22 protein-coding genes and 1 riboswitch are annotated in these 19,404 nt (G+C 56.7%); of the genes, 11 read left to right on the top strand and 11 right to left on the bottom strand.

Annotated elements, in window-relative coordinates; translation table 11 throughout:
• Positions 1-80: 80 nt before the first annotated feature.
• Together BJL95_RS18555 and BJL95_RS18550 are read right to left on the bottom strand one after the other, a co-directional pair.
• A complete protein-coding gene (locus BJL95_RS18555) occupies positions 81-653 on the bottom strand; it encodes a hypothetical protein (RefSeq protein ID WP_071160090.1) in 573 nt (190 codons plus the stop codon).
• A gap of 19 nt (positions 654-672) precedes the next feature.
• Positions 673-2,538 carry a TonB-dependent receptor gene (locus tag BJL95_RS18550; RefSeq protein WP_071160088.1) on the bottom strand — a complete coding sequence of 622 codons (1,866 nt, stop codon included), beginning with the start codon at positions 2,536-2,538 and terminating at the stop codon, positions 673-675.
• Positions 2,539-2,647: 109 nt separating this feature from the next.
• Positions 2,648-2,870: riboswitch (cobalamin riboswitch) on the bottom strand.
• Positions 2,871-3,001: 131 nt separating this feature from the next.
• Between BJL95_RS18550 and fliW the strand changes: the two genes are divergently transcribed.
• Positions 3,002-3,460: a flagellar assembly protein FliW gene (gene fliW, locus BJL95_RS18545; protein ID WP_064026476.1), complete on the top strand. Its 459-nt coding sequence runs from the start codon at positions 3,002-3,004 to the stop codon at positions 3,458-3,460.
• A 44-nt stretch (positions 3,461-3,504) separates the two neighbouring features.
• On the opposite strand, the gene panD is transcribed toward fliW, so the two are convergent.
• The 5 genes from panD to pcnB form a co-directional block, all read right to left on the bottom strand.
• Positions 3,505-3,885, bottom strand: a complete 381-nt coding sequence (panD, locus tag BJL95_RS18540; protein WP_064026534.1) for an aspartate 1-decarboxylase — start codon at positions 3,883-3,885, stop codon at positions 3,505-3,507.
• Between the two features lie 97 nt (positions 3,886-3,982).
• Complete coding sequence (gene panC / locus BJL95_RS18535; protein ID WP_071160086.1) at positions 3,983-4,831, bottom strand: pantoate--beta-alanine ligase; 849 nt, start codon at positions 4,829-4,831, stop codon at positions 3,983-3,985.
• A 2-nt stretch (positions 4,832-4,833) separates the two neighbouring features.
• On the bottom strand, positions 4,834-5,643 hold the full coding sequence (panB, locus tag BJL95_RS18530) for a 3-methyl-2-oxobutanoate hydroxymethyltransferase (RefSeq protein WP_071160083.1): 810 nt from the start codon (positions 5,641-5,643) through the stop codon (positions 4,834-4,836).
• Positions 5,640-6,143 carry a 2-amino-4-hydroxy-6-hydroxymethyldihydropteridine diphosphokinase gene (folK, locus tag BJL95_RS18525; protein ID WP_064026482.1) on the bottom strand — a complete coding sequence of 168 codons (504 nt, stop codon included), beginning with the start codon at positions 6,141-6,143 and terminating at the stop codon, positions 5,640-5,642. The genes panB and folK overlap by 4 nt, the downstream gene beginning before the upstream one ends.
• A complete protein-coding gene (pcnB, locus tag BJL95_RS18520; protein ID WP_231883593.1) occupies positions 6,140-7,429 on the bottom strand; it encodes a polynucleotide adenylyltransferase PcnB in 1,290 nt (429 codons plus the stop codon). The genes folK and pcnB overlap by 4 nt, the downstream gene beginning before the upstream one ends.
• Positions 7,430-7,766: 337 nt before the next feature.
• On the opposite strand from pcnB, the gene BJL95_RS18515 reads away from it, so the two are divergent.
• From BJL95_RS18515 to BJL95_RS18505, 3 genes are read left to right on the top strand one after another with little or no spacing between them, the layout of a single operon-like run.
• The gene (locus tag BJL95_RS18515; protein ID WP_064026486.1) at positions 7,767-7,946 is read left to right on the top strand and encodes a hypothetical protein; all 180 of its coding nucleotides are present in this window, start codon (positions 7,767-7,769) and stop codon (positions 7,944-7,946) included.
• Positions 7,947-8,408, top strand: coding sequence for an RDD family protein (locus tag BJL95_RS18510; protein ID WP_269454748.1), 462 nt, complete (start codon positions 7,947-7,949; stop codon positions 8,406-8,408).
• A gap of 58 nt (positions 8,409-8,466) precedes the next feature.
• Positions 8,467-8,853, top strand: coding sequence for a hypothetical protein (locus tag BJL95_RS18505; RefSeq protein ID WP_064026488.1), 387 nt, complete (start codon positions 8,467-8,469; stop codon positions 8,851-8,853).
• 50 nt (positions 8,854-8,903) lie between these two features.
• Here BJL95_RS18505 and lptG read toward each other — a convergent pair whose 3' ends face one another.
• Together lptG and lptF are read right to left on the bottom strand one after the other, a co-directional pair.
• On the bottom strand, positions 8,904-9,971 hold the full coding sequence (gene lptG, locus BJL95_RS18500; protein WP_064026537.1) for an LPS export ABC transporter permease LptG: 1,068 nt from the start codon (positions 9,969-9,971) through the stop codon (positions 8,904-8,906).
• Positions 9,971-11,104, bottom strand: coding sequence for an LPS export ABC transporter permease LptF (lptF, locus tag BJL95_RS18495; RefSeq protein WP_064026539.1), 1,134 nt, complete (start codon positions 11,102-11,104; stop codon positions 9,971-9,973). Before lptF ends, lptG begins: the two co-directional genes overlap by 1 nt.
• A 92-nt stretch (positions 11,105-11,196) precedes the next feature.
• On the opposite strand from lptF, the gene BJL95_RS18490 reads away from it, so the two are divergent.
• Entirely contained in the window at positions 11,197-12,681 is a 1,485-nt protein-coding gene (locus tag BJL95_RS18490) for a leucyl aminopeptidase (protein WP_071160081.1), read from the top strand.
• Between the two features lie 76 nt (positions 12,682-12,757).
• Complete coding sequence (locus tag BJL95_RS18485) at positions 12,758-13,213, top strand: DNA polymerase III subunit chi (protein ID WP_071160314.1); 456 nt, start codon at positions 12,758-12,760, stop codon at positions 13,211-13,213.
• Positions 13,214-13,302: 89 nt separating this feature from the next.
• Here BJL95_RS18485 and BJL95_RS18480 read toward each other — a convergent pair whose 3' ends face one another.
• Both BJL95_RS18480 and ribF read right to left on the bottom strand, forming a co-directional pair.
• Entirely contained in the window at positions 13,303-13,533 is a 231-nt protein-coding gene (locus BJL95_RS18480; RefSeq protein WP_071160079.1) for a DUF1289 domain-containing protein, read from the bottom strand.
• Positions 13,530-14,471 carry a bifunctional riboflavin kinase/FAD synthetase gene (ribF, locus tag BJL95_RS18475; RefSeq protein ID WP_071160077.1) on the bottom strand — a complete coding sequence of 314 codons (942 nt, stop codon included), beginning with the start codon at positions 14,469-14,471 and terminating at the stop codon, positions 13,530-13,532. The genes BJL95_RS18480 and ribF overlap by 4 nt, the downstream gene beginning before the upstream one ends.
• Before the next feature lie 108 nt (positions 14,472-14,579).
• Between ribF and BJL95_RS18470 the strand changes: the two genes are divergently transcribed.
• The 5 genes from BJL95_RS18470 (at position 14,580) to BJL95_RS18450 (ending at position 19,236) form a co-directional block, all read left to right on the top strand.
• Complete coding sequence (locus BJL95_RS18470; RefSeq protein ID WP_071160312.1) at positions 14,580-15,572, top strand: spore photoproduct lyase family protein; 993 nt, start codon at positions 14,580-14,582, stop codon at positions 15,570-15,572.
• On the top strand, positions 15,569-16,288 hold the full coding sequence (locus BJL95_RS18465) for an SDR family oxidoreductase (protein WP_368086612.1): 720 nt from the start codon (positions 15,569-15,571) through the stop codon (positions 16,286-16,288). Before BJL95_RS18470 ends, BJL95_RS18465 begins: the two co-directional genes overlap by 4 nt.
• A gap of 3 nt (positions 16,289-16,291) precedes the next feature.
• Positions 16,292-17,896 (top strand): NAD-binding protein, encoded by a 1,605-nt coding sequence (locus BJL95_RS18460; RefSeq protein ID WP_071160073.1) that lies wholly within the window; start codon positions 16,292-16,294, stop codon positions 17,894-17,896.
• Entirely contained in the window at positions 17,893-18,597 is a 705-nt protein-coding gene (locus BJL95_RS18455) for a TrkA family potassium uptake protein (RefSeq protein ID WP_071160071.1), read from the top strand. Before BJL95_RS18460 ends, BJL95_RS18455 begins: the two co-directional genes overlap by 4 nt.
• Before the next feature lie 126 nt (positions 18,598-18,723).
• Positions 18,724-19,236 (top strand): disulfide bond formation protein B, encoded by a 513-nt coding sequence (locus BJL95_RS18450; RefSeq protein WP_071160069.1) that lies wholly within the window; start codon positions 18,724-18,726, stop codon positions 19,234-19,236.
• Positions 19,237-19,404 lie beyond the last annotated feature (168 nt).

Below are 19,404 nucleotides of genomic sequence, written 5' to 3'. Positions count from 1 at the left end.
CCGAGCGGCGGAGCGGTGAATCGGGATTACCGCTCCAAACCGCTTAGCGGCCGAATCGCGAGCAGCACTCGCGAAGGCTGTCAAATCGCCACGCGTGCCGCTTTCTGGGCTAACAGTACCTTGACGGCCGAGACCGCCGCAAAAATCGCAATGCCGTAAATCAGAGTGGCCGACAAATAGGATGGATAGTATCTCGCGAAACCTTCGGCATATTGAGCCAGCGAGGTTTCGGCGTGACGGCCCGACAACCAGTAGAAACTGCCGTTGGAAATCAAAAAGGCGGCCGATGTCGAAACGACCAGCGCCGCGAAGCGCTGTGCGACATTGGCGGCGGTAAGGCCGCTGTATCGCCGGCACCACTTCCCGCCCAGCCACATCGCTCCATAGGCAAGAATCAAAAAGCCGTAGGCGGGCGATACGCAAAAATCGCTAACGCCCAGCTTGGTGATGGCCAGGTAATCGATCAACCCGGCTTCCAGCAACAGCAGCGCGAACAGATAGCGGCCGCCGAGCCATAAGCCGGCCAGAAAGAAAATCGCCAACGACGCATCGGGTAGCGCGAACGGCGTGCCGAAGTGGTGAAAGCGGGTGGCGGCCATCAGCGCCATCAACGCGACGGCACCGGGTTTGACGGCAAAACTAGGCATGGTCATCGAGAGGTCTCCAAGGAAATCAATTGTTGTAATGTACGGAAAAGTAAAAGTTCCGGCCGGCGGTATTATAAGTATCGACGGTTTGGTATTGCTTATCCAGCAGATTGTTCAATTTAGCGCTCAGCGTCCAATGCTTGTCGATGTGGAAGGCGGTGCGCAAGTCCACGGTCACGAAGCCGTCGACTTTCCGGGTGTTGGCCCGGTCGTCGTAGCGATGGCCTTGCGCCAGCACATGGCCGCCAACGTCGACGGCACCAAACGAGCGCGACAAATCATAAGACAGACTTTGTTCGGCGCGCCGGGCCAGATCCAGATTGGTTTGGCGATTGCGCGGGCTGAGCAAGCTCATGCTCAACTTATTTTGCCAACCCAGCCATTGACCGCCCAGTTCCGCCTCTAGGCCGTCGATTTGGGCTTTATCGACGTTTTGCGGCTGATAGCGATAGGTGGTCGAATTCAGGATTTCGCCGGCCCAATCGATTAGATTGTCGATATTGGTGTGATAGGCGCGCAATTGCCAATTCAGCCAGTCATGCTGTCCAGCGAGGCCGGCTTCGAAGGTCGTCGATTCCTCGGGCTTCAGACGCGGATTGCCCTCGGTGATGTAGGTAAAGCCGGCAAAGTCGGACTGGTTGTGCGGCCAGTACAAGTCATTGAAGGTCGGCGCCTTGAACGCGTTGCCGAAACTGGCGAACGCGCTCAAACCGTAATCCCAGTTAAAGCGCCAGCCGAAATTGCCGGTCACCCGGTCGCCGAAGGCTTGGTTCTCGTCCCAGCGTAAAGCCGCGTTGATGAAGTGACGATCGAATAGCCGGCTGTGCAAATCAGCGAATACCCCGACGTCGTAGCGCGAGGATTCGCTGTAGTTCACCGAACTGCGCACTTCGTCGAGGCGATAATCGCTGCCCAAGGTCAGGCGATGGGCTTCGGTCAGGCGAAATTCGTTCTGCCAACTGGCATTCCAGCGGGTGGTGTTGTATTGGCTGTTGAACTGGCCGTTAGCGTTGAAATTGTCGGCCCTGTCCTCGGTCTGGCCGAAACGCAATATCGAGCGCCAATGTTCCAGTACGTCGAAGCTGGCCGTCGTACCGACCACTTGATTGACGAAATCGGTTCGATTCGGTGTGCCGTCGTATTCGGATTTGCCTTCGGCGCGCATGAAAAAGGCTTCGACCTCCGCGTTGTTCGCAAAACGATGGCCGACACGGGCGTTCAGGCCGGTGTTGTAATAGGCATCCCTATCGGTTTCCGTGCCGATACTGCGGGTATTGAAACCTTGGCTGCCCAGGTGAGAAGCGCCCAGGCTATACCAGTTGTCGCCCCATTTGCCACTGATAGAACCTGCGCCGTTGACGGTATCGAACGACCCGGCACCGGCATCCAGACTGATGCTGGGGGTTTCGGACCGAGCACCCTTGCGGGTGAAAATCTGTATGACACCGCCGATCGCTTCCGAACCGTAGAGCGCCGATTGCGGTCCCCGGGTAATTTCGACCCGCTCGATTTGATCGATCGGCAACCATTGAAACGCCGTGGTGCCCAAAGTGACCGAACCGGCCTTGATGCCGTCGATCAACACCAAAATATGGTCGGAATTAGTGCCGCGCATATAGACGTTCGCTTGCTGACCGTAGCCGCCGTTCTGAGTAATATCGAGTCCCGGCGCGGTTTTGAGTAGATCGGGCAGGGTTTTGACTTGCGATTGCTCGATGTCGGCGCGTGTAAATACCGTGGTCGCGCTGGCGAGTTCGTCGGTAAGCGTGGCGGTGCGAGTCGCCGTTACGACGGTATCCGGCAAATTAACGCTCGATTCGGCCGGTGTCGCCCCGGAAAATACGGTGCCGGCTCCCGCCAACGCCAGCAAGGGATAGTAAGGTTTGTGCATGATTGTCCTCTGCGCCCACCGCGCATTCGGGGTATAAAAACGACAGAGGAGAACGGGGCACGAAAAAGGCGTAGACAGGCTGCGACCATTCCGTAAACAGCCCTCCGCTGTCTCGAATGATCTTTCGGGCCAGTCTCCGGGCTCATAAGCGGCCTTAGCGGCCTGAAGTTGCGGCCTTCCCATGCGCAATCGCACAGTGGCTTGTTCGCAATTCTTGACTTATCTACCGTTGCGGGGGCAGCGTCGGCATGAACGGTGGATGACACCGGCTCACCGACTTCCTGTTTAAGCCGGACCATACGGTCCAGGACACCTGAAAGAGGGAAGGCGATTTTAGGCCGGAATAGTCGTTTGCGCAAGGCAAGTCTCCCGGTAAGGATTGCAAATCACCGGTTACATGCTATAACTTGGGGCATTTATCAACGAAGCCGCTCAGAAGGCTTCAATAGAAACTGGCGGGATCATGGAAATTCAATCGAAATTGCTAGGCAACCAAGACATCAATCCGGACACCATTATCACCTTTCCGCGCGGTATTCCTGGCTTCGAGGATCAAACCCGTTTCAAGCTGTTTCATCAGGAAGGCAGCGAAATCGTTTATTGGCTGCAAGCGGTGGATAACGCGGAATTGACATTCTCGGTCGCGCATCCGGCCCATTTCAACATCAATTACAACTTCACGCTGACCGACGACGAAGAAGCGCTGTTGAAGATCGAGGAAGGCGACGATTTATTGATTTTGATTTTACTGCACAAGGATAACGAACAGGAAAACGGCAAGCCGACCATCAAGGGGTCTATCAAAGCGCCGCTACTGATCAACAGTAACAAGCGCATCGGCTATCAGAAAGTTTTGGTGACGATAGAACAAAGCATCACGCTAACCGAGAAAGTCAGCGAAATCGACGTATCGGAAGCGTAAAACCCTTCGGCAACCGCCGACGCAATGCGGCGGTTGCTTTTACGTTATGCGGCTTGTACCGGAATGGCGTGGCTGGAATGGCTGATGTGGTTATTGCCGTCGAAATACACCAGCGTCGGCTGATAGTTTTTCAACTCTTTTTCGTCGAGACTGACGTAAGCCGCGACGATGATCAGATCGCCGGGACACGCCAAACGAGCCGCCGCGCCGTTGATCGAAAAAATACCGGAGCCGTCCTGAGCGCGAATCGCGTACGTCGTGAAGCGTTCGCCATTGTTGACGTTGTAAATATGGATCTGCTCGTATTCCCTAATCCCTGAAAAATCCAAAATCTTGCCGTCAATCGCACAGGATCCTTCGTAATCCAGTTCTGAATGCGTTACCCGCGCACGGTGTAACTTGGCTTTAAGCATGATGGTTTGCATGGTAAACAAGTTCGAAGACAGGGACGGCGATTATGCCTGAAATTGAACGGGCTATCAAATATCGGCATTGGCTTTATCGCCGGAAAGCCTTGTCTCGTCAACCATTTGAACGACAAACCAGGTTGTCGATCAAGCGGGTATTGCCGAGTTTGGCCGCGGCAAGAATCACCAGATCCATGTCGCCGGAAGTGGCGGGCGCCAGATCGGCGACCCGACAAATCGTAAAGTAATCCACCACGAACCCGGCTCGTGTCAGGCGTAGCGACTGGGCGGCTTCTATCCCGGCAAAATCGCGCTCGCCGCGCTGTATCGCATCTCCAGCGGCCCGCAAACACCGGTACAACTCAGGCGCGCTAGCGCGCTGCGGTGCCGTCAAATAGCCGTTACGCGAACTCAGCGCCAAGCCGTCGTCGTCCCTCGCCGTCGCGACGCCTTGGATTTTCACCGGCAGATTCAGATCGGCCACCATGCGCCGGATTAGCGCCAGCTGTTGAAAGTCCTTTTCGCCGAGCAGCAGCAGATCGGGCTGAACCATGTTCAACAATTTGCAGACAACCAACGCCACACCATCGAAATGGCCGGGCCGACTCGCGCCGCAATGGATGGTCGACAAACCGGCAACCGAGATAGTCGTCAGGGAAGCCCGCGGATAGATTTCCGCGACGCCGGGCAGAAACAGCAGATCGGCGCCGGCTTCGCTCAACTTGGCCACGTCGTCGGCTTCGGTGCGCGGGTAACTGGCAAAATCTTCGGCCGGACCGAACTGGGTCGGATTCACGAAAATACTGACCACAACCTTGTCGGCATGACGGCGGGCAGCCTCCACCAGCCGGAGATGTCCGGCGTGCAGATTGCCCATCGTCGGGACGAAGGCAATTTTGAATTCAGCGCGTCGCCAGGGTTTCAGCAGCATTCGCAATGCTTCGATGCGATCGACGGTTTGCATGATCAGTAGGCGTGCTCGGAACCGGGAAATTCACCGGATTTGACGGCGGCGTGGTAGCTGGCGACCGCGTCCGCGATACCGGCCGCGCCGGTCATGAAGTTTTTCGAAAAACGCGGCCGTTTGCCTGCGCCGATGTCGAGCATATCGTACAACACCAACACCTGACCGTCGCAAGCCGCGCCCGCGCCGATGCCGATCACCGGTATCGCCAACCGCCGACTGATGCGCTCGGCCAACTCGGCCGGCACGCACTCCAACACCAGGGCGCCGGCGCCGGCTTGTTCCAGCGCCTCGGCGTCGGCCAGGATCCGCTCGGCCTGGCCGGCGTCCCGACCTTGTACCCGATACCCGCCCAGTCGGTTGACCGATTGCGGCAGCAGGCCCAGATGTCCGCAAACCGGGATGCCTTGCTCGACCAAAAAGGCAACGATGGCAGGCTTGGCACCTTCCAGCTTGACCATTTGCGCGCCGCCCTCGCGCATTAGCCGCGCGGCATTGTTCAGCGCTTGCTCGGGCAGTGCGTAACTGGCAAATGGCAGATCGACGATCAAAAATGCTCGGCGACGCGTTTTCGCGACACAGCGGCCGTGGTAGACCATGTCGTCGATAGTCACCGGCAACGTACTCGCTTCGCCTTGGACGACCATGCCCAACGAATCGCCAACCAGCAGCACATCGATGCCGGCGTTATCGAGCACCGCCGCGAAGCTCGCGTCGTACGCGGTCAGGCAGCTAATCTTTTCGCCGGCGCGTTTCATTACCGCCAGATCGCTGACTGTCAACATTTTGGTGGTCTCGCCGTACAGGGTCATGAATCGATTTGGGTCAACCCGTCCGGCGGACAGCGGCTCATCAGTTCGGCCAGCGAGCCGAGACCGGGCACCGTCAAATCCGGTACTGAAAGCTCCGCCAGCGGATACAGGACAAAGGCACGCTTGGCCAATTCGGGATGCGGTACGATCAGATCCGGTTGTTCGATGATCTGGGCATCGTAGAGCAACAGATCCAGATCCAGGGTTCGAGCGCCCCAGCGCTGCCCACGCACCCGGCCGTGGCGGTTTTCGATGGCTTGCAATTGGCGCAGTAAATCGATGGCCGGCAGCGCGGTGGCGATCCGCATCGCCGCGTTGACATACTCAGGCTGATCTTGCGGTCCAACCGGCAAACTGCGATACAAGGCCGAAAAACCCAGTTCGACAACCTCGGCTAGCTCGGCAATCTCGCCTCTGGCCTGCGTGACGTGAGCTACCGAGTCTTCCAGATTACTGCCCAGGCCGATATAGGCTTCCCTATAACCAACGGGTAGGCTCATTGCGAATTGGGTTGTTTGGAACGGGAGCGGTAGCGGCCTGTTTTTCTTGCCCTGGGTTTACCGCCGCCCTTGGGCGGTGCGGTCATCCGATGACGTTCGTCCTCGTCGGCCTCCTGAAAGCCCGTCCACCAGGCCACTAGTTCCGGATCGGCGCCACCGGTTTCGGCGCGCAACTGCAGAAAATCGTAGGCCGCGCGGAATTTGGGTTGTTCGAGCAAACGAAACGGCCGAGAACCTACGGTGCGAGTGAATTTCTGTTGCAAAAACCAGACGTCGCGGATCGACTGCGTGATGTGGCGCGGCATTGCGGTAATCTTGACTTGCCGCCCCAAAACCTCGTTGGCGGCGTTTTGATAAGCCAGCGTTTCGTTTTCGCCGTGGTCGATGCGTTGTTGGGCCGATACGGTCAGTGGTTCCCACAATAATGCGGCCAACAGAAAATACGGCGTCAGCGTCTTGCCGTCATTGAAACGCGCATCGGAATTTTCCAGCGCTCGGATCACGAATAAGCGGGGAAAATCCTGCTCCTGACTGGCCAGACAGCGATCGGTGTCGGGAAACAAAATCGCAAACAAGCCGTAATGGCGCAGCATTTCGAAGGTTTGCACACCGTAGCCGGCCAAAAACAGCTTCAACACTTCGTCGTACAAGCGGGCGGAAGGGATACTTTTTAGTAAATCCGTCAGTTCGTATATCGGCTGCTCGGTATCCGGATGCAAGCTGAAACTCAGCTTGACCGCGAAGCGCACCGCGCGCAGCATCCTCACCGGATCTTCCCGGTAGCGCTGCTGAGGATCGCCAATTAGCTTCAAGACGCCGGCCGAGTGGTCACTCATGCCGCCGGTAAAGTCGACGACCGAAAAATCTCGGATATTATAGTAGAGCGCGTTGACGGTGAAATCCCGCCGCCAGACGTCTTCCTCCAACGTACCGAACACATTATCGCGCAGTAAGCGGCCATCTTCGTGAACGACTTGCTGATCGGGCGCCTCGGCCTCCGAGCCTCGGAACGTTGCCACTTCGATAATTTCCCGACCGAAAAACACGTGAGCCAACCGAAAGCGCCGGCCTATGATTCGGCAATTGCGAAAGATCTGCTTAACCTGCTCGGGACTGGCGTTAGTCGCGACATCGAAGTCTTTCGGCTCCCGGCCTAAAAGCAAATCCCTGACGCATCCGCCAACCAAATAAGCTTCGAAATCGGCTTTTTTAAGCCGCAACAATACCTTCAACGCATTTTCGCTGATTTGCGCTCTGGAGATGCAATGTTCGGCTCGCGCGTATATTCTCGGGGCATTACTGGAATGCGGCGCGACTGGAGCCGCTTCGACAGCGGTGCCGGGCGGCGAGAAAATTCTTCTGAAAAAACTAAAAATGGCTCTATCCCTAAAGTTTTAAGTGGCGGCGGGTCGAAGGCTATCAAGCAGGATCGGAGCCGGCCGGGCACCTTTATCATAACACCGAGCCAGATTCATGCTCAATCGAGCGCTTTCTTTTACAATCCCTACCTTTATAGGTAGAATTCAGAGACTCGCCGAGTGGCGGCGATACTAAATAATATCGATGACTGTCCTCGTTGTCCGGGCTCCGGCGGCGGGCAATTTACTTCGGAGCGTGGAGCGTATGTTTAAGAAGATATTAAATGGTTTTATCGACCAACCCTTGTTCACCAGTTTGTTCGTGGCCGATTTCGCATTGCTGGTGTTTCACCGGCCGCCTTTCTTGTTTTCGCTGGTCATGCTGGGCTGTCTGGTCGGCATGAGCATGTACATGGGCCAGAAGCTGGCTTTGTTCGAAAAATAATTGCGTCACGATCTTTTTGAAACCGCCAAGCCCGGTGCCGCCAAAGCCGCGACACCGGGCTTTTTGCGTCGCATGGCCGCCGTGTTTTACGACGGATTCCTGTTGTTGGCCATCTGGTTTGTCGCAACCGCGCTGATTCTGCCGTTCAATGCCGGAGAAGCCTTTAACAGCGGCCAATATTTTTATCCGCTGTATTTGTTGGCCGTGGCGTTCGGTTTTTACGGTTGGTTTTGGACGCATGGCGGCCAGACGCTCGGCTTGAAGGCCTGGAAAATTCGAGTCGCGGACAAGGCCGGCGGCAAACTGGGATGGCGGCGGGCCGGCGTGCGCTTTATTGGCGGCCTGCTGTCATGGGCAATTTTTGGCTTGGGCTTTGCGTGGTGTTTGATCGACAAAGAAGGCTTGGCCTGGCACGACCGGCTATCCGGCACCCGCCTGTTTTTTCTGGACGGCCCGGGATAATGCCGAAACGGATGTGCTATATTCGCGCCTCACACCAATCCTAGTCCGGGAGTCCAGAATGAAAACTATAACAATAGCCCTGTCACTGTTTGGCGCATTGATCTCGACCGCCGCTGATGCCGACGTGCAACTGCAAGATAACTCTAAACTCATCGGAAAATGGCAAGTTACCGCCGAAGCGCTCGCGCTGGACAGAGAAAGGAAACCCTTGCAGGTCACCTGGGAATTCCAAAAAGACGGCACCTTGATTACTACCGGCGAAGATGCGCGTAGCGGCATCGGCGAAATGACCATTCCGATTAAATACAGTATCGAAAACGGTGTGATCAAAAAACAAATCACGCCCGGCCGCGAAAAATACGAAGACTGTTCGGTCGTTGAACTGGACGGCAAGGATATGACGCTGAAATGTAAATTTCTCTATTTGTTCATGACCCACAAGTAAGCTAATGCCGCCCTGGGCGGAATCCTCCGCCCTTTCGCTTCCGCCCACCGCTAGCTGACTCGCCACACCGCCAACGAAGCCACGCAAAACACCACGGCGCTCGGCAACATGGCCATTAGCATCGGATTCATGTCGTAAACCAAGCCAACATGACCGGCGATCCGGTCGAAGATGTTGAAAGTCATCCCGATCACGATACCTACCATCACCCTGGCACCGGTGCTGGTACCTCGGCCTATGCCGATCACGAACGGCGCCGACACCATCAGCATCACGAAGGTCACGAACGGGTTGATCAAACGACTCCAGAACGCCAGCTCGTAACTCTGCGACTTCTGACTGTTCTGTTTCAGAAAGTCGATGTACATAAATAAATCGTACAACGATAAATTATCCGAGTTGACGACCGCCACTTTCAGCAAATCCGAATCGATGCCCGAAGTCCAGGCCTGTTCAGGCTGGGCGCCGGCCAAAATTCGCGGTTGGCCGATTTCGGAATAGCGAACGTTTTCCAACTTCCATTGTTTGTTGCCTAGAAATTGGGCTCGCTCCGCTTGGGTGATTCGACTCACGTGGTGTTGGTCGTCGATGTCGTAAATCCGAATGTCGGCCAAGGTACCGTCATCTTGCAATCTACGGACATTGATGAAGCTGTCGCCCTCGCGCAGCCACATACCATATAAAGAGCGCATCACGACGCCGTCATGCAAGGCCGTGGTTTTCAAGACCTGCGCGGCCTTCTCGCAAGTCGGCGCGACGAATTCGCCCACCGCGACCGCGACGCTGACCAACACTAAGCCGGCCAACATGATGGAGCGGATGATCCAGGCGATCGACAAGCCGGCGGCGCGCATCGCGACGATTTCACGATTGTTCGCCATTGAGCCGACCACGAACAAGCTGCCGAGCAATGCCGACGACGGCACCAATTCGTAAAACACCCGAGGCGAGGTCAGGGTCAAAAACCACAGAATTTGTTTCAGGCCGTAATTGCCCTGGCCCAAATCTTTCAGTTCGTCGCTGAAGCTAAATAAATTAAACAACGTCAGCAACAGCAACACCGCAATCAACGAACCCTTGACGATTTCCTTGACGATATACCAAGTCAGAACATTGATCATGCCAGTTTCCCCCTTACGGTTTCCCACAGCCAGCGCCAGCCGTAGAGTCGAGCCAGCATTAGCAAACCGACCGTCAACAACAGGGCGTCCACCCAAAAATAGCCAAGCCAGCCCGGCACTTTGCCGCCGACCACCCAGCTATGATTGACCCGTTGCAAGTTGCCGTACACGAAATAAATGCCGAAAGCGACCATCATGCTCCCGTAAATACCACCGCGCGGCGAAAGCCGGGCCAGCGGCACGCCCAAGAATGCCAACAGGATGACGCCGGATGGCGTATTCAAGCGATCCTGCAATTCGGCGACATCGCGCGTCTCCCGAGACGACCACAAATCTTCGGTCGCTACCGCCTCTCGGCCCAACACCAGTTCGGTGGTTTTCTTTTCGACCAAGACCGCGTATTCGCCGAATTTTTCGATCGTGAAGTCCCGGTTACCGGGCTGGCCCATCACCCGCTCGCCGTTTTCCAGTATCAGGTATAGCCCGCCGGGTAAAAACGCCAAACGTCCGGTCTCGGCGTTGACGACGCCGGTGCGCTCGCCCTGCTTGTTTTGCACGAAGACCTTGTGCATCCGGCCGTCCTTGTCGACGTTCTCGGTGTAAAAGATCAACTCGCCGTCGCTGTATTCGCTGAAGCGGCCGGCTGAAATACCGCGAATATCGGCATCCTGCCTATCCTGGTGCATCAGCTTTTCGCTCATTGCCTCGGCCCAGGGCGCCGCGAGCATCGACAGCGCCACGCCGGCCAGACTCAGCGGCACGACCAACAGAAATACCGCGCGGTAAATGGTGAACACGCTGCCGCCGGCGGAGGCGATCGCCGCCATCTCCTGTTCCCGGTACATCCGGCCCAACACCATCAGCACCGCCATGAACAGCGATGCGGGCAGGAAGGCATTGGCGGCCAACACGATTTTCAGACCCAACAAGGTCAATACCGTCTCGTTGGCGATGTTGCCCTCGATGGCCTGAGCCAACACCCGGATGAACTTGCGGCTGACGATAATTACCACCAGTACCGTCAACACGCCGCCGACCGTCAAAAACAACTCCTTGACGATCATTTTGTCCAGCACCGTCAATAGCCGAAACGGCCGGCCGGCACTGGGTAAAGCTCGCAAATTGCTCAACAACGCACTCCTGATTTTCTAAGGTATAATCCGGCGAACCCGGCCGCACCTCGGCGATCCCCTTCAATCCAAGACACCCACGACCTATCGCAATGGACTATTTTATAGAAAGCGCTCCCCTAGACAAACTGCAAAGCGACTGCCTGCTGGTTGGCCTCTACGAAAACCAACAACTCGGCCCGGCCGCGACGGCGCTAGACCAACAATTCGGCGGGCTGCTCTCCAAACTAATCGGCCGGGGCGACATCAAGGGGAAAAACGCCGAAACACTGTTAATCAACCATTTGCCGGAAGGCGGTATTCAACGTCTCGTGTTGGTCGGTTTCGGCGAGCGCGGCAAAATCGGCCGCAAGCAGTTCCGTAAGGCGCTGATCGCCGCAGTCGGCGCGATCAAGGCTAGCAAGGTCAAGGCCGCGACCGCCGCGTTGCTGGACATCGACGTCGAAGCCGGCGACGTGCAATGGAAAGCCCGGCAAATCGTGGAACTGTTCGGCGACGGCGTTTACCAATACAGCGCGACAAAAAAGGTCGACGACAAGATTCCGTTGCAACAACTGGCCATCGTTGCCAGTGAAGCACAACGCGCCCAGGCCGAAGCCGGATTGCAACAAGGCGCGGCGATCGCGGCCGGCGTCGAATTGGCCAAATCGCTCGGCGACTTGCCGGGCAACGTCTGCACGCCGACTTATCTGGCCGAGCAGGCCTTGGCGTTGGCCGGCCAACACGACAAGCTGACCTGCCAAATTCTCGAAGAGCACGACATGGAAGCGCTGGGCATGGGCTCGTTCCTGGCCGTATCGCGCGGTAGCCGCCAGCCGGCCAAGCTGATTTGCCTGGACTATCAGGGCGGCGACAGTAGCCACAAGCCCATCGTGCTGGTCGGCAAGGGCCTGACTTTCGACGCCGGCGGCATTTCGCTGAAGCCCGGCCAAGGCATGGACGAAATGAAGTACGACATGTGCGGCGGGGCTAGTGTGTTAGGGATTCTGCGGGCGGTCACCCAATTGAATTTGCCGCTGAACATTGTTGGCCTGATCCCGTCCTCGGAAAACCTGCCGGACGGCGCCGCCAACAAACCGGGCGACATCTTGACCAGCATGTCCGGCAAAACCATCGAAGTGCTGAACACCGATGCCGAAGGCCGCTTGATTCTGTGCGACACGCTGACCTACGCCAAAAAATACAATCCCGACGTGGTGATCGACATGGCCACGCTGACCGGTGCCTGCATCGTCGCGTTGGGCCGAGTGCCGAGCGGCCTGTTCGGCAACGACGACAAGTTGTGCAACGATCTGCTGGGCGCCAGCGAAACCGCCTGCGACATGCTCTGGCGCATGCCGATCTGGGAAGAATACCAGGAACAGCTTAAATCCAATTTTGCCGATCTGGCCAACATCGGCGGTCCAGACGGCGGCAGCATCACCGCGGCGGTGTTTCTGTCCAAATTCGCCGAGGATTTCCGCTGGGCCCATATTGACATCGCCGGCACCGCTTGGCGCACCGGCGCCAACAAAGGCGCGACCGGCCGACCGGTGCCGTTGCTGACTCAGTATTTGCTGAACCGGGCGGCGGCGTAAGTTCGTTTTGGGGGAAATTGACCGCGGCCGCGAGCCGGTCGCGGCTTCAAGCTCCCGGCCGAACCACGCCTACGACATGACCGAGCCCGGCTACTCGCCCGCTGCGCCTGAAGTCAGCTTTTACGTGCTGAGCTCGCACGATCCGGAGCAGCGCCACGAATTCGCCTGCAAGCTGATCGAAAAGATCTACCGTAGCGGCCGATTTTGTTATGTGCTCACCGATTCGGCGGAACAGGCCGAATTGATGGACAAGCGCTTGTGGACGTTTCGGCCCGGTAGTTTCGTGCCTCATCAACGCTATTCGGGCACGCTGCCCGGCCACCCCGGCACGATTCTAATCGGCGTCGGCGATATTCCGGAAAACTGGCGCGGTGTCATTGTCAACCTGTCCGCCGACTTTCCGCCGACCTCGCCTCCGACCGAGCGGATACTCGAGATCCTTGACAACAGTGAAGCCAGCAAACAAGCCGGTCGCCAGCGCTATCGGCGGTATCAACAGCTCGGATTGACGATTCAGACCCATAAGATGTGAGATTTTCGAGGCGGCGCGCGCCATTGCGCGGATCGGCGAATGTTGCGTGATTTGCCGATCCGAAGCAGTAACCGTTGTCTCCTTGGATTTTACGGTGAGTTTCCGCCGGTCGGCTCGCCGGCTCCTACTTGAGCTTTCGGCGACTTTTTGGCCGCTTTGCGCTGTTCGGCGCGGGCCAAGCAACTCAGACGCTCGCCGTCGTCGGCGACGCTCCAGCCGCAAATTTCCGACAAACTCCGGAAGCATCCCAAGCAAACATCCTCGTCGTCCAGACAACAATTGCGCACGCAGGGCGAAGCCACCCGATCCAGCCCACTCATCGCGCTTCCTCCTCGGCGAAAAACCGCCGCGCATCGACCACATCCAATTCAATTTGCGCTTTCAAGGCTGCCAACGACACAAAGCGGGTTTCGTCACGCAATTTGCGTTTGAAATGAACTTCCACGTAATGGCCGTAAATATCTTGATTGAAATCGAATAAATGCGTTTCCAAGACCACTTTGGCGCCGCCGTCGACGGTAGGACGCGTGCCGACGTTGGCAACCCCAGGATATTCGTTACCGTCCAGACCGCTCATCGTCACCGCGTACACACCGACTATCGGGGTATTTTTGCGAAACATCCGTACGTTGGCGGTCGGAAAACCCAGTTCGCGACCGCGTTTGTCGCCGTGCGCTACCCGTCCGCACACCGAAAAGTCGCGGCCCAACATGGTTCGCGCCAACGCCAGTTGGCCTTCGCTGAGCGCATCGCGAATTAAAGTACTGCTGACCCGCAAACTGTCGACCTCGAAGGAATGACTGTCTTCGACCGCGAAACCGTATTGTTCGCCGAAATGCTGCAGCATCGCGAAATTGCCGCGTCTGGCCTTGCCGAAATGAAAATCGTCGCCAACCACCAAATGCTTGACGTGCAAGCGCTCGACCAGAATGTCGCGGATGAAATGTTCGGCATCGCAATCGGCCAGGGTCCGATTGAAAGGCAGCACCAACAGTTCGTCTATCGGCAATTTGGCGAATTGAATGGCTTTTTCCCGTAAGCGGGTCAACCGGGACGGAGCGTGATCGCCTAGAAAATATTCCAGCGGCTGGGGTTCAAACACCATTGCCACGGTCGGCAGATGCAGACGGCGACCATGCTCGGCCAAGGTTTCGATGACGCGGCGGTGGCCAAGGTGCAGTCCGTCGAAATTGCCTATCGTCAATGCGCAACCGTCGCGCAACGGCTCCAGATGGTGCAGGCCTCTGATCAATCGCATGGCTGAGTCGGGTTAAAAGCGGCGATTCTATCAGCAAGCGCCGACCCCGGCCTATCGTCATTTATAATGAGCGCCCGACCGAGTTTTGCTTTCGTTGTTTATGCCCGCATGATAGATACCTTGTATATCGAAGCCGCCGTCGCCGGGCATTCCCGCACGGCGGCGATACGCGCCCGCTTTCCGCGAGCGCGCGTGGTGGAGTGCGCGCGCTACGGCGAAGTCTTCAATCCCAGGGCGCAGAATTTTCGCTTGCAAAAGCAAAGGCCGGCGTTGATCCTGGCCGAGAAATACCGGAAATTCGCGTTGCCGGCGCCGGCGGGTTACGGCATCGGCGGGACACGTAATTACTACTTCTCGCATATGCTCAATTGCCTGTACGACTGCCGCTATTGCTTTTTACAAGGCATGTACCAGTCGGCCAATTACGTGTTGTTCGTCAATTTCGAAGATTTCCAGCGTGAAATCGACCAAATTTGCGCCGAAACGCCCAACGAGGCCGTTTATTTTTTCTCGGGCTACGATTGCGACAGCTTGGCCCTGGAACCGATCACCGGTTTCGCCGAGCAGTTCCTGCCGTTTTTCGAGACGCTACCCAACGCCTGGCTGGAGTTACGTACCAAGAGCACCCAAATTCGCAGCCTCCTGACGCGCCGGCCGTGGCCGCGTTGCGTCGTGGCATTTAGCTTGGCGCCGGACGCGGTGGCCGAACAAGTCGAAGCCAAGGCACCCAGCCTTGCCAAGCGCTTGGAGGCGGCGGCCAAGTTGCAGCAACAGGGCTGGCCCATCGGTTTGCGTTTCGATCCGTTGATATACCAACACGACTATCGCAAGCAATACCGGGCATTGTTCCAGCAAGTCTTCGCGACCCTGGATGCCGAAACCTTGCACTCTGTCAGCCTCGGTACCTTCCGCCTACCCGAAGCGTATTACAAGAAGATGCATAAGCTGTATCCGGACGAGCGCCTGTTTGCCAGTCCGTTGCAAACCTCGGCCGGCCTGGTCTCGTATCGCGCCGACCTGGAACAATCGATGATCGCCGACTGTAGCGAAATGTTGCGGCAATACCTAGACGAAGCCCAGTTGTTCCGGTGCATGCCGTGAGCCGCGCAATCCTGGTCACCGGCGCGAGTTCGGGCATCGGCCGCGCCATCGCCCGGCGTCTGTTACAACTAGGCCATCGCGTGATCGGCACGTCCCGCGATAGCCGTCGTTTCGAGTGGGTCCATCCGCGTTTTTATCCGATGGCGCTGGATTTGGCGGATTTGTCCGCTATCGCGCCGTTCGCGAAGCGTTTGCAGCAGGACTTTCCGGATCTCGACGCGGTGGTGTTCGCGGCCGGTTACGGCCGGTTCGGCGCGCTCGAGCAACATTCACAGGCGCAGATCGAGCAGCTGATAACCGTCAACTTCACCGCTCAAGCTTGTTTGACGCGGGCGCTGCTGCCCCAACTCAAGCAACAAGCTCGCGCCAACCTGCTCTACATCGGCTCGGAAGCCGCGCTGAAAGGCAGCCGTAACGGTAGCATCTATTGCGCCAGCAAGTTTGCGTTACGCGGTTTTAGTCAGGCGTTACGCGAGGAATGCGGCAAGAGCGGCGTTCGGGTATCCTTGATCAACCCCGGCATGGTCGATACCGCGTTTTTCGAAACCTTGCACTTCGCACCGGGCAAGCAAGCGGGGCAAGCCTTAAGTGCCGACGATGTCGCCGACGCCGCGCTCTACATATTGCAAGCCGGCCCGCATCTGGTGATCGACGAAATCAACCTCGGCCCGGCCTGCAAGGTCGTCGACTTTAAGAAGCCACCCCATCAGCCCTGAGTCATGCTTTCCAAACTAATCGTTTACGCCGCGTATTTTCTGAAGTCGGCCGAAGGCTACCGGCGCAGCAAACAATTCTTCTACCAGCTATTGGAAGAACCGCATAGCCCGCGTAAACGACGCTTCGACAGCATCATGATCGGCCTGATTGTGTTGAGCGTGATCTTTTTGCTGTATCGGATCGAACATCAGGCCAGCACCATGGGCGGCTATTTCGAGCAGGCCATCCTGGCGGTATTCATTACCGAGTACTTGCTACGCGGTTGGATTTATTCGGATTCCTACAAAATCATCATCGAAGAATACGAAAAAGCCCTTTATTTGAATTTGCCGTTCAATTTGCCGGCGGCCGGCAAGCGCATACTCGCGAAGGAACTGGAATACATGAGTTCGGCGTTCGCGGTGATCGATATTTTGGCGATTTTGCCCAGCTATCGACCGCTGGACATCTTGCGCATTTTCATCGTATTCCGCTTGTTCAAACTGTTCCGCTATTCGGACAGCGCCAAATTGTTTGCCAACGTGCTGGCCAGCCGCCGCTACGAACTGACCACCTTGCTGATTTTCAGCGGTTTCTTGCTGTTCATCGCCAGCGTGGCGATTTATATGTTCGAATACCAGGTGGCGAGCGGCAGCATCAAAACCATGTTCGACGCCTTCTATTGGTCCGTCGTGACCTTGGCGACGGTCGGTTACGGCGACATCACCCCGCAAACCACCGGCGGACGCTGGGTCGCGGTGTTTCTGATCCTAACCAGCATCGGCGTGTTATCGTTTTTTACATCGATTCTGATCGCCGCCTTCGCCGAAAAAATGCTGTCGCTGCGCGAAAGTCGCGCCTATGCCGAACTGGACCGCTACCAAAATTTCATCATCATTTGCGGCTTCGGCCGGGTCGGCCAGGAAATCGCCCGCCATCTGCATCGGGAGCAGCAGCCCTTCATCGTTATCGACCGCAAGGAGGCTAACGTCGTCCAGGCCAAAAACCTGGGATATCTGGCGGTGCAAAACGATGCCAGCAAAAACGAAGTGTTACTGAACGCCGGCATCAATCGCGGCGCCACCGCGATTTTGTGCATCACCGGCGACGACGTCGTCAACGTTTACATCACGCTGACCGGCCGGCACTTGAATAAAAATGTGCGGATTATTTCCCGCGCCAACCGCCACGAAAACGTCAACAAACTCTACCAAGCCGGCGCGGACAACGTGATTCGGCCCTTCGAGGTCGCCGGGTTGCTGGCCGCCGAGTTCGTCGGCCAGCCGGTGGCCTTCGAGGCGATTTCCGGGATTCTGCAAAATCAGACCGAAATTACGATGGAAACCGTTTTGGTCACCGAAAACTCGCCGCTAGACAACCGTCGCATCGGCCAGTTGGACCTGAAACAAAACAAACTGACCCTGCTAGGCGTGATCAGCGACAATCCCATCCATTTCAAACACAAGAATAAGTACCAGGTGAAACAGCAGCATTTTTACTTCAATCCCGAAGAAAAATTCATCCTGCGCCATGGCGATTTGTTGGTGTTGCTGGGGCGGAAATACGGGATCGATCATTTTCGCGATCAGGTCGAGCAGCGCCGCTTGTGGAATAGGGCCGCGCCATGAAAAAGGTCGCCGTTTTCGGCTACAACCGCCTGTCGTTCGAGGCTATCAGCCGCCTGGATCGCGAGCATCACGACATCCTGGTTATCGACCATCGGCCGCTGCATACCGCGATGGCCGCTGAAAACGGCTTCGAATCGGCCACGATCGATTTTCGTAGCGACGAGGAATTGAAATCGATAGGCATCGGTCGGGATATCGACATCCTGTTTTGTTTTTTCGACGACGACTCCGAAAACGTGTTTCTGACCTTGTCGGCGCGAGCGATGGACAAGAAACTGGTCATCATCGCCATCGTCGACAGCCCGGAATCGGCGGAAAAACTGCTGGCGGCCGGCGCCAACAAAATCATCGATCCCTACGAAATTTGCGGCCGCAAGATTCACGACATGCTGAAACGGCCCGACATTACCGATATTTTCGACCACACCGTATTCGGCCGCCACGATTTGCGGATGGCGGAAATCGCGATTCCTCAAACCAGCTATTTACAAGGCCGCACGGTCGAGCAACTGGAGCTGGGGACGCAATACAATTTGATACTGATCGGCATCGTCGATCAACAGGCCGGCGATCAGTTGCAGTTTGTCAGCGAACAAACCGAACGCCGCTTGAACGCCGGCGACATTCTGGTCATTCTGGGGCCGACTCGGGAAATTCGGGCTTTTAAAAAAGATGTCGAAGACGAGTTTTGCGATATTTAGCGGAATGCTCGGACCCGATAAGCCATCGCAGCGCGAAGTTGTTAACATGTCGCGGATGGTTAGCGCGGTTCGAAAGCCTCCGCTTCGAACCGATTTTTCATACTCCAAATTTAGCCCTCATTCGTTATGATCAGCTCGCTTTTTGATTATTTCAGTCCGCGCGCGCGGTTCTTTATCGGTTTTATGGCCTGCGCTGGTTTGCTGGCCGTCGGTGCCTATTTGCAATTCGTCGAAGAGCTGGAGCCCTGTCCGCTATGTATTTCGCAGCGCTTGGCCATACTGGCCACCGGCTTGATTTTCCTGGCGGCGGGCCTGCACAACCGCGGCCGTAAGATCTATGCGGTTTTGGCCGCCGCCGCCGCATTGATCGGCGCCAGCGTTTCCGCCCGTCACGTGTGGTTGCAGCATTTGCCGCCGGAGGAGGTACCGGAATGCAGCCCCGGCCTGGAATACGTATTTCAGAATTTCCCGTTGGCCGACACCATCAAATTGATGTTGAGCGGCACCGGCGAATGCGCCAAGATCGACTGGACCTTACTGGGATTGAGCATACCGGCCTGGACCTTGTTTGCTTTCCTGTTGCTGGCGACCTGGGCCGGGCTGCTATGGCGAGATTCGACACCGCATATTAGCGAATAAGCATTGTCGAATATCGGACAGGGTTTCCTTCTCCAAGCTGTGTTATTTCCCTCAGTTTTGTAACAAGTTATGCACAAAAACGGAGCAAACGCCCGAAGCCTCACCGCCTAGACGGAAAACGATGGAGCCTGCCGAAGATTGATTTCAAGCCATTGATAACTAAAGATA

The organism is Methylomonas sp. LWB (genome assembly GCF_001856095.1).
GTDB classification, from domain to species: domain Bacteria; phylum Pseudomonadota; class Gammaproteobacteria; order Methylococcales; family Methylomonadaceae; genus Methylomonas; species Methylomonas koyamae_A.
This window is presented reverse-complemented; position numbering and strand designations above follow the sequence as displayed.